Below are 13,839 nucleotides of genomic sequence, written 5' to 3'. Positions count from 1 at the left end.
CGGACCATGGACCTGACCTACACCAAGGCCCAACAGGCCTTTCGCGGCGAAGTGCGGGCCTGGCTCGCAGCCAACGTGCCTGCCGAGCCGCTGCCCTCGTTCGATACCGAGCAGGGTTTTGCCGCGCACCGCGCCTGGGAAGCGACCCTCAACCAGGGGCGCTGGGGCATGGTCACCTGGCCCACCCGGCTGGGTGGGCGTGGCTGCGACCTGATCGAGTGGCTAATTTTCGAGGAGGAGTACTACCGTGCCGGCGCCCCGGCGCGGGTCAACCAGAACGGCATCTTCCTGCTCGGCCCCACCCTGATGGAGTACGGCAGCGAGGAGCAGAAGGCGCGCTTTTTGCCGCGCATGGCCACCGGCCAGGACATCTGGGCCCAGGGCTGGTCGGAGCCGGGCGCCGGCTCCGACATGGCGGCGATCCGCGCCAAGGCCGTGCGCGACGGCGACCACTACGTGCTCAACGGCCAGAAGACCTGGTCGACCCGCGCGGTCTGGGCCGACTGGGTGTTCTGCATCTTCCGCACCGACCCGGCTTCCCAGCGCCACCACGGCCTGACCTTCATCCTCGTGCCGCTGAACAGCCCTGGCATCACCGTGCGGCCGATCGCGCAGCTCAATGGCCTGCCGGGCTTCGCCGAAATCTTCTTCGACGACGTGCGCGTGCCGGCGCACAACGTGCTCGGTGGCGAGGGCATGGGCTGGCATGTGGCGATGTCCACCGCAGGCTTCGAGCGCGGGCTGATGCTGCGCTCGCCGGCACGCTTTCAGGAAGCCGCGCGGCGCCTGGTGCAGCTGTATCAGGCCAACCGCCAGAGCGCCGACCGCGACCCGGCCATCGGCGAGGCGGTGATGCGCTGCTGGCTGGATGCCGAGGCTTACACCCAGCTCACCTACATGACCGCCTCGCAGCTGGTGAAGGGCGGGCGGATCGGGCCGGAGTCCTCGACCAACAAGATCTTCTGGTCGGAGCTGGACCTGCGCCTGCACGACACCGCCATGAGCATCCTCGGCCTGCGCGGCGAGCTGCTGCCCGAGGCCCCGGCGGCGGGCGATGTCGGCGCCTGGCTTGAGGGCTTCCTGTTCGCCCAGGCCGGGCCGATCTATGCCGGCACCAACGAGATCCAGCGCAACATCATTGCCGAGCGCATGCTCGGCATGCCGCGCGCCTGAGGAGCAGACCATGGACTTCAGTTTCAACAGCGACCAGCTGCTGTTCCAGGACAGCGTGCGCAGTTTCTTCATCAACGAGGTCACCCCCGAGCGCATTCGCGAGCTGTGGCAGACCGACAGCGGCCGTTGCGACCGGCTGTGGGGGCAGTTGGTCGAGCTGGGCCTCACCGCCCTGACCGTGCCCGAGCCTTACGGTGGCCTGGGCCTGGGGGCGCTGGACTGCGTGCTGCTGGCCCAGGAATGCGGCTATGCCGGGCTGCCCGAGCCGCTGGTGGAAACCATGCTGGTGGCGGTGCCGCTGCTGGTCGAGCTGGGCCCGGCGCACGAGGCGCTCAAGCAGGACTGGCTGGCCCGGGTGGCCGCAGGTCAAGCACGGCTGGCGGTGTGCGAGCCGGGCAACCCGCTGGTCAGTGACGCCCATGTCGCCGACCTGCTGTTGCTCAGCCATGCCGGCGAACTGCATGCCGTGCCGCGTGCGGCCGTCGAGCTGGTGCGCAACGCCTCGCTGGACCCCAGCCGCCACCTGTACCAGGTGAGCTGGACGCCAACCGCCGCCACCTGCGTGGCCCGTGGCGATGAGGCCGCGCAGCTGCTGGCGCGAGCCTTCGAGCGGGGCGCGCTGGGCTGCGCCGCGCAGCGTCTGGGGCTGGCCAAGCGCATGGTCGACCTGGCCGTGGATTACAGCTTCGAGCGCAAGCAGTTCGGCAAGCCGATCGGCTCGTTCCAGGCGGTCAAGCACCTGATGGCCAACGTCGCGGTGCGCATCGAGTTCGCCAAGGGCCCGTTGTACCGCGCCGCCCATGCCGTGGCCCATGGCGAGGCGGCGCAGGCGCTGGCCGTGTCGCATGCCTGCCTGGCCACCTCGGAGGCGGCCTTGCTGGCCGCGCGCAACGCGATCCAGGCCCATGGCGCCATGGGCTACACCTGGGAAGTCGACCTGCAGATCTTCATGAAACGCGCCTGGGCCCTGGACAAGGCCTGGGGCGACCCGGCGCTGCACAAGGCGCGGGTACGCACCGCACTGTTCGAACAGGGGCTGGCGATTGGCGCCGGCGCCACTTTCTGATTGCCGATGCAGAGGTAGAGCATGCCTGAAGCCTATATCGTCGACGCCCTGCGCACGCCCACCGGGCGGCGCAAGGGTGGCCTGGCGCAGATCCACGCTGCCGACCTGGGCGGCCATGTGCTGCGGGCCCTGGTCGCGCGCAATGCCATTCCCGACGACGACTACGACGATGTGATCTTCGGCTGCGTCGACACCATCGGCCCGCTGGCCGGCGACATCGCCCGCACCGCCTGGCTGGCGGCCGGGCTCAGCCAAGCCGTGCCGGGCACCACCATCGACCGCCAGTGCGGCTCGTCGCAGCAGGCGCTGCATTTTGCCGCCCAGGCGGTGATGAGCGGCACCCAGGACGTGGTGGTGGCAGGCGGTGTGCAGACCATGACGCAGATCCCGATTTCCTCGGCCATGACCGCCGCCGAGCCACTGGGCTTCAGCGACCCGTTCAGCGGCTCCGAGGGCTGGGTGCGCCGTTACGGCGCCACGCCGCCGACTCAGTTTCGCGCGGCGCAGATGATTGCCGAACGCTGGCAGCTCAGCCGCCAGGCCCTGGAGGCCTATGCGATGGAGTCCCATCGGCGGGCGTTGCGGGCCATCGAGCAGGGGTATTTTCGCCGCGAGATCGTGCCGCTGGCAGGCGTCGAGCATGACGAGACGCCGCGCCATACCAGCCTGCAGAAGATGGCCGAGCTCGACTACCTGTTCGGTTGCGACCGGGTCACCGCGGCGGTGTCGAGCCAGACCTGCGATGCGGCCAGTGCGCTGTTGATCGTTTCGCAGGCGGCGCTCGAGCGCTACAACCTGACGCCGCGGGCACGCATCCACCACATGAGCGTGCGCGCCGACGACCCGGTGTGGATGCTCACCGCGCCGATCGCGGCCACCGAGTACGCGCTCAAGCGCGCCGGCATGCGCCTGGAGGACATCGACCGGGTGGAAATCAACGAAGCCTTCGCCTCGGTGGCCATGGCCTGGCTGCAGGAAACCGGCTACCCCCATGCCCAGACGAACGTCAACGGCGGCGCCATCGCCCTGGGCCATCCGCTGGGCGCCACGGGCACCCGGCTGATGTGCAGCCTGTTGCACGAACTGGAGCGCAGCGGCGGCCGCTATGGCCTGCAGACCATGTGCGAAGGCGGCGGCCAGGCCAACGTGACCATCATCGAACGCTTGTAGGAGAACACTATGGCAAGTTGTGAAAACCGCACCGTGATCATCACCGGTGCCGGCGGCGGGCTGGGCCGGGCCTATGCCCTGGCCTTCGCCGCAGAAGGCGCGAACGTGGTGGTCAACGACATCAACCGCGAAGCGGCCGAAGCGGTGGCGGCGCAGATCCGCGAGCACGGCGGGCAGGCCGTGGCCAACAGCAACGACATCACCGACTACGCCGATGCCGGGCTGATCCTGCAGGCGGCGCTGGGCGCCTTTGGCGGGCTCGATGTGGTGGTGAACAACGCCGGCATCTGCCGTGACCGCATGTTCGCCAGCCTCACCGAGGCCGACTGGGATGCGGTGGTGGCGGTGCACCTGAAGGGGCACTTTTGCCTGGCCAGCCACGCCGTGCGCTACTGGCGCGAGCAGGCCAAGCAAGGCGTGCAGGTGGATGCGCGGCTCATCAATACCAGCTCCGGCGCCGGGTTGCAGGGCTCGATCGGGCAATCCAACTACAGCGCGGCCAAGGGCGGGATCGCCGCGCTGACCCTGGTCCAGGCGGCGGAGCTTGCGCGCTATGGCATCACGGTCAATGCCCTGGCCCCGGCGGCGCGCACCGGCATGACCGAGCAGGTGTTCGCCGAGGTGATGAAGCGGCCGGAGCAGGGGTTCGATTTTTTTGCGCCGGAGAACGTTGCGCCGGTGGTGGTGTGGCTGGGTTCGGCGGCGTCGGCGGGGGTCAGCGGGCAGTTGTTCGAGGTCGAGGGCGGGCGCCTGTCGATCGCCGACGGCTGGCGCCGTGGGCCGCAGCTGGATAACCACGGGCGCTGGGCGGTGGCCGAGGTGGGCGCCGCCGTGGCGCAACTGCTGCAACAGGCGGTGCCGGCGCAGAAAGTCTACGGCACCTGACGCCAGGTTTTGCGCTTGCTCCGCGGGCCGCATCACTTGCCAGGGTGATGCGGTTTTTTTTCTTGTGCCCGGGCCTGGGCCAAGGCCGCCCCTAGTCCGATTGGCCGATTCCACCCGACCCGCAGCCGCCCACACTTCGCTCAACACCCGCCAGACGAGTAGAAGACGCCGCGATGGACTTTGCATTCACCGACGAGCAGGAAATGATCCGTGAATCGGCCGAGGGTTTGCTCGCCGATGTCTGCGACTGCGCCGCCGTGCGCGCGGCCATGGTCAGCCAAGCCGGCTACGACACCAATCTTTGGCAACGCCTGTGCAGCGAGATGTACTGGCCTGCCATCCACATCCCCGAAGCCTATGGCGGCCTGGGCCTGGGCTATGTCGAGCTGGCGATTTTGCTCGAACAGATGGGCCGACGCCTGCTCTGTTCGCCGTTCTTCGCCACCGCCTGCCTGGCCACGCCGGCGCTGTTGCTGGCCGGCAGCGACGCGCAGAAACAGCGCTGGCTGCCGGCCATCGCCGAAGGCCGGGTGCGCGCCACCCTGGCCTGGGGCAGCGGCGGGGGCTGGTCGCAGGACGGCATCAGCGTGGCGGCCAAGGCCGAAGGCGAGGGCTATGTGCTCGACGGTGAATACGCCCAGGTCATCGACGGCCACAGTGCCGACCTGCTGGTGGTCGCGGCCTGGACGGCGCAGGGCGTCAACCTGTTCCTGGTCGAAGCGGATCAGGTGGGCCTCGCGCGCCAGTGGCAGCCGACCCTGGACCAGACCCGGCGCCTCGGGCGCATTCGCCTGGACCGCGTGTACGTTGGGCCCGAGGCCGTGCTCGATGCCTCCTGGGCGCTGTTGCAGCAGGTGCTGCGCCTGGCCTGCATCTGCCTTGCCGCCGAACAGGTCGGCGGTGCCCAGCAGGCGCTGGACCTGAGCGTTGCCTACCTGCAGGAGCGCCAGCAGTTCGGCCGCCCGCTGGCCAGCTTCCAGGCCCTCAAGCACCGCGCCGCCGACATGATGCTGCAGGTCGAGTGCGCCCGTTCGGCCAGCTACTACGCGGCCTGCGTCGCCCAGGAAGCGCTGGACCCGGCCGGCGACCCGAAGGTCGCGAGCGAGTTGCCGCTGGCCGCGTCATTGGCCAAGGCCCAGTGCTCCCAGGCGTATTTCCACTGCGCCGCCGAGTCGATCCAGCTGCACGGCGGGGTCGGCTTTACCTGGGAGTACGACCCCCATCTGTATTTCAAGCGTGCCCGGGCCAGTGAAAGCTACCTCGGTGCGCCCGCCTGGCATCTGCAGCAGATCGCCAACCTGGTGATCAGGGAGCAAGCATGAAGATCGGTTTCAGTGAGCAGGACGAACACTTTCGCCAGGAGGTCGCCGGCTGGCTGGCCGAACACCTGTGCGGCGCGTTCGAGGCGCTGCGTTTTCGCGGCGGCCCGGGTGACGAGCACATGTTCGCGCCCGAGCGCAAAGCCTGGGAGCGCAAGCTCGCCGAGGGCGGCTGGACGTGCGTGGGCTGGGCCCCGGAGCATGGCGGGCGCGGGCTGTCGATCAGCCAGCAGGTGATCTTCCACGAGGAATATGCCCGCGCCGGCGGGCCAGGGCGCATGGGCCACATCGGCGAGGGCCTGGCCGGCCCGACCATTGCCGCTTTCGGCAGCGAAGATCAGAAGCGCCGCTTCCTGCCAGGTATCGTCGCCGGCACCACGTTCTGGTGCCAGGGCTATTCGGAGCCGGGTGCCGGCTCCGACCTTGCGGCGGTGAAAACCCGCGCCGCCCAGGATGCCAACGGCGACTGGCTGATCAACGGCCAGAAGGTCTGGACCTCGCTGGCCCACGAGTCCGACTGGTGCTTTGTGCTGGCCCGCACCGAGCCTGGCAGCGTCGGCCATCATGGCCTGTCGTTCCTGCTGGTGCCGATGGACCAGCCGGGCATCAGCGTGCGCCCCATCGAGCAGATGACCGGCACCTCGGAATTCAACGAAGTGTTCTTCGACGACGCCCGCACCGAGGCTGCGAACATCGTCGGCCAGCCTGGCGAAGGCTGGAAGATCGCCATGGCATTGCTTGGCTTCGAGCGCGGGGTGTCCACCCTGGGCCAGCAGATGCAGTTTCACAACGAGCTGGACGAGATCATCGCCATCGCCCGAGCCAATGGCGCCGACCGCGACCCGCAGCTGCGCCTGCGCCTGGCCGAGGCCTGGTGCGGCCTGCGCATCCTGCGCTACAACTCGCTGCGCATGCTCTCCGGGCCGCAGGACGGCTCACTGCGCCGCGAGGCGACCATCTACAAGCTGAACTGGTCGAGCTGGCACGCAAGCCTGGGCAAGCTCGCCATGGACGTGCTCGGGCCCGAGGCCGAGCTGCTCGACGCTGCGCCCTACCAGCTCAGCCGCCTGCAGTCGCTGTACCTGTTCAGCCGCGCCGACACCCTCTACGGCGGCAGCAACGAGATCCAGCGCAACATCATCGCCGAACGCGCCCTGGGCATGCCCCGGGAGCCGCGCGTGCGCCCCTGATCGAAGGAGTTTCCTGCATGACTGTTCCCAACTATGTTGCGGGCCATGGCCTGCTGCGCGGCAAGTCGGTGCTGATTACCGCGGCCGCCGGTTCCGGTATCGGCTATTCGGCTGCGCTGCGCGCCGCCGAGGAGGGCTGCCGGGCGCTGATGATCAGCGATATCCACGAAGGCCGGCTGCACGAGGCCGTGGCGCGCATCCGCGAAGCCACCGCGCTGCAGGCGGTGCACGGGCACGTGTGCAACGTCACCGACGAAGCGCAGGTGCGCGACCTGGTCAGCGCCGCCGAGCGTGAGCTGGGCGGTGTCGATGTGCTGATCAACAACGCAGGCCTGGGCGGCTCCCGGGCCCTGGTGGAAATGCCGGACGAAGAGTGGCAGCGGGTGCTCGACGTGACCCTCACCGGCACCATGCGCATGACCCGGGCCATGCTGCCGCACATGATGGCGCGCCGCGCCGGGGTGATCGTCAACAACGCCTCGGTGCTGGGCTGGCGGGCGCAGAAACAGCAGGCCCACTACGCCGCGGCCAAGGCCGGGGTGATGGCGCTGACCCGCTGCTCGGCGCTGGAAGCGGCCGAGCATGGCATCCGCATCAACGCCGTGAGCCCAAGCATCGCCATGCATGACTTTCTCGCACGCTCCGCGCCCCAGGCGGTGCTCGACCAGCTGGCCGCAGGCGAGGCCTTTGGCCGTGCTGCCCAGGTGTGGGAAGTGGCCAACGTGATGATGTTTCTGGCCAGCGACTACAGCTCGTACATGACCGGCGAAGTGCTGTCGGTTTCCAGCCAGAGGGCTTGAGCATGCCGCGTATTTTCCAAACGCCTGCTGCGCTGCACGAGGCGCAGGGGCAGGAGCTGGGCAAGAGCGAGTGGCTATTGGTGGACCAGGCGCGCATCGACCTGTTCGCCGAGGCGAGTGGCGACCACCAGTGGATTCACGTGGATGCCGAGCGCGCCGCCCAGGGGCCGTTCGGCGCCTGCATCGCCCATGGCTACCTGAGCCTGGCGCTGGTCAACCTGTTTCTGCCGCAGATCGTCGAGGTGCGTGGCATTGCCATGGGCGTGAACTACGGCTGCGAGCGGGTGCGCTTCCCGTCGGTGGTGCGCGTGGGCGCGCGGGTGCGCGGCAGCGCCACCTTGCTGTCCACCGAGGCGGTGGGCGAAGGCGTGCAGGCGCTGATCCGCGTCAGCGTCGAAATCGAAGGCCAGGACCGGCCCGGCTGTGTGGTCGACACCATCAGCCGCTACTACCCGAACTGAGGAATCGAGCATGAACGAAGCAGTGATCGTTGCCACGGCGCGCACGCCCATTGGCAAAGCCTTTCGCGGTGCCTTCAATGACACCGAGGCGCCGACCCTGGGCGGCCATGTGGTGGCCGAGGCGGTACGCCGCGCCGGCATCGCGCCGGAGGAAGTGGAGGATGTGATCATCGGCGCCGCCGCCCAGCAAGGCACCCAGGCCTACAACCTGGGGCGCCTGTGCGCCACGGCGGCCGGGCTGCCGGCGCAGGTCGCCGGCATGGCGGTGGAGCGCCAGTGCGCCTCGGGGTTGATGAGCATTGCCATCGCCGCCAAGGGCATCGTCTGCAACGAACTCGACATTGCCGTGGCCGGTGGCCTGGAGTCGATCTCGCTGGTGCAGAACAAGCACAAGAACCTCTACCGCCTGCAGTCCGGCCTGGTGCTGGAGCGCGACCCTAGCGCCTATATCCCGATGATCGAGACTGCCGAGATCGTCGCCCAGCGCTACGGCATCAGCCGCGAGGAGCAGGATGCCTACAGCCTGCAAAGCCAGCTGCGCACTGCCCAGGCGCAGCAGGCCGGGCTGTTCGACCAGGAGCTGGCGCCGCTGCTCACCCACAAGCTGCTGCTGGACAAGGCCAGCGGCGAGAGCCGGCACGAGCCGGTGACCTTGCGCCAGGACGAGTGCAACCGCCCCGACACCAGCGCCGCCAGCCTGGCTGCATTGGAGCCGGTGTGGGGCGGTGGGCAGTGGACCGGCGCCGGGCGCTTCATCACCGCGGGCAACGCCTCGCAGTTGTCGGACGGCGCCTCGGCGGCGGTGCTGATGAATGCACGCCTGGCCGAGCAGCGTGGGTTGCAGCCGCTGGGCATCTATCGCGGCCTGGCGGTGGCGGGGTGCAAGGCGGACGAGATGGGCATCGGGCCGGTGTATGCCATTCCCAAGCTGCTCAAGCGCCATGGCTTGAAGGTCCAGGACATCGGCCTGTGGGAGCTGAACGAGGCGTTCGCCTGCCAGGTGCTGTATTGCCGGGACACCTTGGGTATCGATGACGACCGGCTCAATGTGAACGGCGGCGCCATTGCCATTGGCCATCCGTTCGGCATGTCCGGGTCGCGCATGGTCGGGCATGCGCTGATCGAGGGCAAGCGCCGCGGCGTGCGCTATGTGGTGGTGAGCATGTGCATTGGTGGCGGCATGGGTGCTGCCGCGCTGTTCGAGGTGGCCTGAGATGGGCGTGCCGACGGCGCAGCATGTTCAGGTGCTGATGCAGCGCTACGTGGCGCTGGTGGATGCGGGGGATATCGACGGCATCCTGGCGCTGTATGCCGAAGATGCCACGGTCGAGGACCCGGTTGGCACGGCGCCGCTGCAGGGGATCGCGGCCATTGCCGCGTTCTACCGCCAGGGGCTTGGGGCCATGCAGGTGTCGGCGGCGCTGACCGGGCCGGTGCGGGCGACCTGCGATGGGCAGGGCGCGGTGCCGTTTCGCGTGGTGTTTGGTGGGCGTGCGCTGGATGTGATCGATGTGATGGCGTTTGATGAGCGGGGGTTGATCCGCAGCATGAAGGCGTATTGGAGTGAGGTTAACGTCGGGGCGCAATGAGCTCGCTGCTTGGGGGGATTTGAGGGCCCTATCGCCGGCAAGCCGGCTCCCACAGGTACGTCACTATTCTTGAGGGCAGCGGGGTGTAAAGGACCCTATCGCTGGCAAGTCAGCTTCCACAGGTACACCACTGTTCTCGAGGGCAGCGGGGTACTTGTGGGAGCTGGCTTGCCAGCGATAGGGCCAGCCCAGGCAAAAGCGATTTCATATCGCACTGCCGTCAACCCTGCAGGTGCTTGTTCTGCGTGCGCCCACTCTCGTAATAGGCCTTGAGGTTTTCACCAATCTCCCGCACCACCTTGTCGAACGCCCGGCCCAGCAGCCATTCGGCCAACCGCCCGCCGCGCAGTCGGTAATGCAGGCTGGTGCTGATTCTGCAGCTAGCCCCCGAGCCCTCCAGCCAATACCTGAAACTGGCCTGGCGAAACGGAAACGGCGCGCCGGCATTGCCCTTGTGCAACACCAGCACGAACCCTGCGCCGTCCTCCCACTGCACCACGCTTTCATCCAGCCACTGCCCACCCTTGCGCATGACCCGGCGGCTGGCGCCCATGCCCTCGCGGGCGCCGGGGTGGAACTGGCTGCCGGTCAACCCCGGCACATAGTGCGGGGCCAGGCTGAGGTCGCGCAGCTTGCTCCAGGCCTGGTCGCGGGTCAGGTTCAGGGCCACGGTGTGGCGAGCGATGCGGTTCATGTGCAATCTCCAGGTTCAGTGGGCATTCGCCGCATCGAGAAATGCCGGGCGTTCACCGCCGCCGTGCACGGCCAGGTCGGCGCCGCTGACGTAGCGGGCCAGGGGCGAGGCGAGGTAGAGGCAAGTGTCGCCGATGTCGTCAGGCTCGGCCAGGCGCCCCAGGGGGATGGTCGCCGCCACCTGGGCCACGGCGTGGTCGTCGCCGTAGTGCAGGCCGGCCTGTTTGGTGAGGATCAGCCCGGCAGTCACTGCATTGACCCGCACCTTCGGTGCCCATTCCACGGCCAGCGAGCGGGTGAGGTTGAGCAGCCCGGCCTTGGCGGCGCCATAGGGGGCGGTGCCGGGGGAAGGGCGGGTGGCGCTGACGCTGCAGATGTTGATGATGCTGCCGCCCTCGGGCTGTGCCTGCATCACCCGGTTGGCCAGCTGGCAGAGGTTGAGCGGAGCCAGCAGGTTGAGGCGGATGATCGACTCGGAGAAGCGCGGCGAGGCACTGGCCGCATCGGCATAAGGCGCGCCCCCGGCATTGTTCACCAGCACATCGAGGCGGCCGAAGCGTTCCAGGATGCTGCCCATCAAGCGCTCCAGCTGCTCCACATCGCGCACGTCGCAGGGCAAAAACAGCGCCTCGCGGCCAGCGCGCGCCGGCAGCCGCTCCGGGGCCTGGCGGCCGCAGATCACCACGTGGGCGCCGCACTCCAGGAATCGCCGGCTGATGCCTCTGCCCACGCCCTTGCCACCGCCGGTGACCAGGACGACTTTGTCGTGAAAGCTCAAGGGGTCGTGCATGGGGAAGCCTTGTCGTCAGGGAAATGCCCCGATCCTAGGCGCCGCTGGGGCTCGGGCCTACGTCCAAAGGGACTATTGCCCCCGCGTAGTCCTCTCGGACGATGTTGCGCCGCAGCCCCCTCTGAATAATTCCGGCACAACAATGAGCCGGGAGGTTTCCCCATGGGCGCACCAGCGCAAGGGCACAAGGTCACGCTAGCCAGCGGCCTGCAGCTGCACTACCACGACACAGGCATAGGCGAGCCGGTCGTCTTCATCCACGGCAGCGGCCCCGGCGCCAGCGGGCACAGCAATTTCAAGCACAACTACCCGGCCTTCGCCGCCGCCGGCCACCGCGTGATCGTGCCCGACCTGCCTGGTTACGGGGCGTCCGACAAGCCGCTGAGCGACTACACCCTGGACTTTTTCGTCGACGCCCTGCTGGGCCTGCTCGATGCCCTGGACATCCCGCGCTGCACCCTGGTGGGCAACTCCCTGGGCGGCGCCATCGCCATCGCGATCGCCCTGCGCCACCCCGAGCGGGTCGCCCGCCTGGTGCTGATGGCCCCCGGCGGGCTGATGGACAAGGCCCAGTACTACCTGCAGATGGAAGGCATCCAGCGCATGGCCGCCGCGTTCGCCAGCGGTGAGCTGCGCGATGCCAGCGGCATGAAGCGCCTGCTCAGCCTGCAACTGTTCGACCCGGCGCAGATCGACGACGAAACCGTGGCCGAGCGCGTGGCGGTGGTCGCCGAGCAGCCCCCTTGCGTGCTCTCGACCATGGACGTGCCGAACATGGCCGAGCAGGTGGCGCAGCTGGCCTGCCCGATCCTCGGCTTCTGGGGCATGGACGACAAGTTCTGCCCGGCCTCCGGCGCGCAGACGCTGATGCAGGCCTGCCAGCGCATCCGCTTCGTGCTGCTGAGCGAGTGCGGCCACTGGGTGATGGTCGAGCACCGCGAGCTGTTCAACCGCGAGTGCCTGGCGTTTCTCGCGGAGGGCCGGCCATGACCGCGCAGCTTCGCCAGCACTACGGCGACGAGCTCTACCAGGCCCTGACCGAGGGCCAGACCCTGGCGCCGTTGACCGAACGCTGGCCAGACATGACCCTCGAGGATGCCTACCACATCTCCCTGCACAGCATGCAGCGCCGGGTGGCCGCCGGCGACCGGGTGATCGGCAAGAAGATCGGCGTCACCTCGGCCGCCGTGCAGCGCATGCTCGACGTGCACCAGCCGGACTTCGGCTTCATCACCCGCAGCATGGCCTTCGACGACGGTGCCGACATTTCCCTGGCCGAACAGCGCCTGATCCAGCCACGCGCCGAAGGCGAGATCGCCTTCGTGCTCAAGCACGACCTGGCCGGCCCCGGTGTGACTGAGGCCGATGTACTGGCGGCGACCGACTACGTGAGCACCTGTTTCGAGATCGTCGATTCGCGCATTCACGGCTGGCGCATCCGCATCCAGGACACGGTGGCCGACAATGCCTCCTGCGGCGTGTTCGTGCTCGGCAACCAGCGCATCGACCCACGCACCCTCGACCTGCCCAACCTGCACATGCGCGTGTCGAAGAACGGCCAGCCCCTGAGCGAAGGCCTGGGCTCGGCCGTGCAGGGCAACCCGCTGACCGCGGTCGCCTGGCTGGCCAACACCCTCGGCGCCTTCGGCATCCCCTTCAAGGCCGGCGAGGTGATTCTCTCCGGTTCGCTGGTGCCGCTGGAGCCGGTGCAGGCCGGCGACCAGTTTTTCCTGACCATCGACGGCCTGGGCAGCGCCCAGGTGTCCTTCCGTGCCTGACCAAGGAGCAAGGCCATGAGCCAGAAACTGAAAGCGGCCATTATCGGCCCGGGAAACATCGGCACCGACCTGCTGATGAAAATGCTGCGCTCCGAATGGATCGAACCGGTGTGGATGGTCGGCGTCGACCCTGAGTCCGAAGGCCTCAAGCGCGCCCGCGAGATGGGCGTGAAGACCACCGCCGAAGGCCTCGACGGCCTGCTGCCGCACGTGCTGGACGACGATATCCGCATCGCCTTCGACGCCACCTCGGCCTACGCCCATGCCCGCAACAGCGAAAAGCTCAACGCGCTGGGCGTGGTCATGATCGACCTCACCCCGGCGGCCATCGGCCCGTTCTGCGTGCCGCCGGTCAACCTCAAGGCGCATGCCGCGCAGCTTGCGATGAACGTCAACATGGTCACCTGCGGCGGCCAGGCGACCATCCCCATGGTCGCGGCGGTGTCGCGCATCCAGTCGGTGGCCTATGGCGAGATCGTCGCCACGGTGTCCTCGCGCTCGGTGGGGCCGGGCACGCGGCAGAACATCGACGAGTTCACCCGCACCACCGCAGGGGCGGTGGAAAGCATCGGCCGCGCGCGGCGCGGCAAGGCCATCATCGTCATCAACCCGGCCGAGCCGCCGCTGATGATGCGCGACACCATCCACTGCCTGACCGACGACACCCCGGACCAGGACGCCATCCGCGCCTCGGTGCTGAGCATGGTCAGCGAAGTGCAGCGCTACGTGCCCGGCTACAAGCTGGTCAACGGCCCGGTGTTCGACGGCAACCAGGTGTCGATTTTCATCGAGGTGGAGGGCCTGGGCGACTTCCTGCCCAAGTCGGCCGGCAACCTCGACATCATGACCGCCGCCGGCCTGCGCACCGCCGAGATGTTCGCCGAAGAAGCCCACAAGGGCGCCCTGCAATTGCCCGCCCGTTGAG

The 13,839-nt window shown here is 68.4% G+C and carries 15 protein-coding genes; 13 read left to right on the top strand and 2 right to left on the bottom strand.

Annotated elements, in window-relative coordinates; genetic code table 11:
- Positions 1-6 precede the first annotated feature (6 nt).
- The 10 genes from L6D75_RS08445 (at position 7) to L6D75_RS08400 (ending at position 9,653) form a co-directional block, all read left to right on the top strand.
- Entirely contained in the window at positions 7-1,173 is a 1,167-nt protein-coding gene (locus L6D75_RS08445) for an acyl-CoA dehydrogenase family protein (protein WP_176513351.1), read from the top strand.
- Between the two features lie 10 nt (positions 1,174-1,183).
- Entirely contained in the window at positions 1,184-2,239 is a 1,056-nt protein-coding gene (locus L6D75_RS08440) for an acyl-CoA dehydrogenase family protein (protein WP_176513349.1), read from the top strand.
- 21 nt (positions 2,240-2,260) lie between these two features.
- Positions 2,261-3,409 carry an acetyl-CoA C-acetyltransferase gene (locus tag L6D75_RS08435; protein WP_176513347.1) on the top strand — a complete coding sequence of 383 codons (1,149 nt, stop codon included), beginning with the start codon at positions 2,261-2,263 and terminating at the stop codon, positions 3,407-3,409.
- Positions 3,410-3,418: 9 nt separating this feature from the next.
- Positions 3,419-4,294, top strand: coding sequence for an SDR family oxidoreductase (locus L6D75_RS08430; protein ID WP_176513345.1), 876 nt, complete (start codon positions 3,419-3,421; stop codon positions 4,292-4,294).
- A 173-nt stretch (positions 4,295-4,467) separates the two neighbouring features.
- Positions 4,468-5,616, top strand: a complete 1,149-nt coding sequence (locus L6D75_RS08425; RefSeq protein ID WP_176513343.1) for an acyl-CoA dehydrogenase family protein — start codon at positions 4,468-4,470, stop codon at positions 5,614-5,616.
- Positions 5,613-6,803, top strand: a complete 1,191-nt coding sequence (locus tag L6D75_RS08420; protein WP_176513341.1) for an acyl-CoA dehydrogenase family protein — start codon at positions 5,613-5,615, stop codon at positions 6,801-6,803. Before L6D75_RS08425 ends, L6D75_RS08420 begins: the two co-directional genes overlap by 4 nt.
- A 17-nt stretch (positions 6,804-6,820) precedes the next feature.
- The gene (locus tag L6D75_RS08415) at positions 6,821-7,603 is read left to right on the top strand and encodes an SDR family oxidoreductase (RefSeq protein WP_176513340.1); all 783 of its coding nucleotides are present in this window, start codon (positions 6,821-6,823) and stop codon (positions 7,601-7,603) included.
- Positions 7,604-7,605: 2 nt separating this feature from the next.
- A complete protein-coding gene (locus L6D75_RS08410) occupies positions 7,606-8,064 on the top strand; it encodes a MaoC family dehydratase (protein WP_176513338.1) in 459 nt (152 codons plus the stop codon).
- 10 nt (positions 8,065-8,074) lie between these two features.
- Positions 8,075-9,277, top strand: coding sequence for an acetyl-CoA C-acyltransferase (locus L6D75_RS08405; protein ID WP_176513336.1), 1,203 nt, complete (start codon positions 8,075-8,077; stop codon positions 9,275-9,277).
- 1 nt (position 9,278) lies between these two features.
- Positions 9,279-9,653: a nuclear transport factor 2 family protein gene (locus L6D75_RS08400; RefSeq protein ID WP_236193482.1), complete on the top strand. Its 375-nt coding sequence runs from the start codon at positions 9,279-9,281 to the stop codon at positions 9,651-9,653.
- A 220-nt stretch (positions 9,654-9,873) separates the two neighbouring features.
- Here the strand turns inward: L6D75_RS08400 and L6D75_RS08395 are convergent, their stop codons facing one another.
- Positions 9,874-10,347: an SRPBCC family protein gene (locus L6D75_RS08395; protein WP_176518246.1), complete on the bottom strand. Its 474-nt coding sequence runs from the start codon at positions 10,345-10,347 to the stop codon at positions 9,874-9,876.
- A 15-nt stretch (positions 10,348-10,362) separates the two neighbouring features.
- Entirely contained in the window at positions 10,363-11,136 is a 774-nt protein-coding gene (locus L6D75_RS08390) for an SDR family oxidoreductase (protein WP_236193481.1), read from the bottom strand.
- Positions 11,137-11,298: 162 nt separating this feature from the next.
- Between L6D75_RS08390 and L6D75_RS08385 the strand changes: the two genes are divergently transcribed.
- The 3 genes from L6D75_RS08385 to L6D75_RS08375 are packed head-to-tail and all read left to right on the top strand — an operon-like array spanning position 11,299 to position 13,838.
- The gene (locus tag L6D75_RS08385) at positions 11,299-12,126 is read left to right on the top strand and encodes an alpha/beta fold hydrolase (RefSeq protein WP_176516704.1); all 828 of its coding nucleotides are present in this window, start codon (positions 11,299-11,301) and stop codon (positions 12,124-12,126) included.
- On the top strand, positions 12,123-12,914 hold the full coding sequence (locus L6D75_RS08380; RefSeq protein ID WP_176516706.1) for a fumarylacetoacetate hydrolase family protein: 792 nt from the start codon (positions 12,123-12,125) through the stop codon (positions 12,912-12,914). The genes L6D75_RS08385 and L6D75_RS08380 overlap by 4 nt, the downstream gene beginning before the upstream one ends.
- A 15-nt stretch (positions 12,915-12,929) precedes the next feature.
- Entirely contained in the window at positions 12,930-13,838 is a 909-nt protein-coding gene (locus tag L6D75_RS08375) for an acetaldehyde dehydrogenase (acetylating) (protein ID WP_176516708.1), read from the top strand.
- The last annotated feature ends 1 nt before the right edge of the window (position 13,839 follow it).

Source organism: Pseudomonas faucium, assembly GCF_021602585.1.
Lineage (GTDB): Bacteria > Pseudomonadota > Gammaproteobacteria > Pseudomonadales > Pseudomonadaceae > Aquipseudomonas > Aquipseudomonas faucium.
The sequence above is the reverse complement of the archived record's forward strand: the minus strand, read 5'-3'. Positions and strand labels throughout refer to the sequence as shown.

Bases quoted from the DNA above. Each gene is read 5' to 3' on its own strand.
- L6D75_RS08425 (WP_176513343.1), top strand. From the start codon at position 4,468: ATGGACTTTGCATTCACCGACGAGCAGGAAATGATCCGTGAATCGGCC.
- L6D75_RS08375 (WP_176516708.1), top strand. From the start codon at position 12,930: ATGAGCCAGAAACTGAAAGCGGCCATTATCGGCCCGGGAAACATCGGC.
- L6D75_RS08385 (WP_176516704.1), top strand. From the start codon at position 11,299: ATGGGCGCACCAGCGCAAGGGCACAAGGTCACGCTAGCCAGCGGCCTG.
- L6D75_RS08445 (WP_176513351.1), top strand. From the start codon at position 7: ATGGACCTGACCTACACCAAGGCCCAACAGGCCTTTCGCGGCGAAGTG.
- L6D75_RS08400 (WP_236193482.1), top strand. From the start codon at position 9,279: ATGGGCGTGCCGACGGCGCAGCATGTTCAGGTGCTGATGCAGCGCTAC.
- L6D75_RS08435 (WP_176513347.1), top strand. From the start codon at position 2,261: ATGCCTGAAGCCTATATCGTCGACGCCCTGCGCACGCCCACCGGGCGG.
- L6D75_RS08380 (WP_176516706.1), top strand. From the start codon at position 12,123: ATGACCGCGCAGCTTCGCCAGCACTACGGCGACGAGCTCTACCAGGCC.
- L6D75_RS08415 (WP_176513340.1), top strand. From the start codon at position 6,821: ATGACTGTTCCCAACTATGTTGCGGGCCATGGCCTGCTGCGCGGCAAG.
- L6D75_RS08410 (WP_176513338.1), top strand. From the start codon at position 7,606: ATGCCGCGTATTTTCCAAACGCCTGCTGCGCTGCACGAGGCGCAGGGG.
- L6D75_RS08430 (WP_176513345.1), top strand. From the start codon at position 3,419: ATGGCAAGTTGTGAAAACCGCACCGTGATCATCACCGGTGCCGGCGGC.
- L6D75_RS08405 (WP_176513336.1), top strand. From the start codon at position 8,075: ATGAACGAAGCAGTGATCGTTGCCACGGCGCGCACGCCCATTGGCAAA.
- L6D75_RS08390 (WP_236193481.1), bottom strand. From the start codon at position 11,136: ATGCACGACCCCTTGAGCTTTCACGACAAAGTCGTCCTGGTCACCGGC.
- L6D75_RS08440 (WP_176513349.1), top strand. From the start codon at position 1,184: ATGGACTTCAGTTTCAACAGCGACCAGCTGCTGTTCCAGGACAGCGTG.
- L6D75_RS08420 (WP_176513341.1), top strand. From the start codon at position 5,613: ATGAAGATCGGTTTCAGTGAGCAGGACGAACACTTTCGCCAGGAGGTC.
- L6D75_RS08395 (WP_176518246.1), bottom strand. From the start codon at position 10,347: ATGAACCGCATCGCTCGCCACACCGTGGCCCTGAACCTGACCCGCGAC.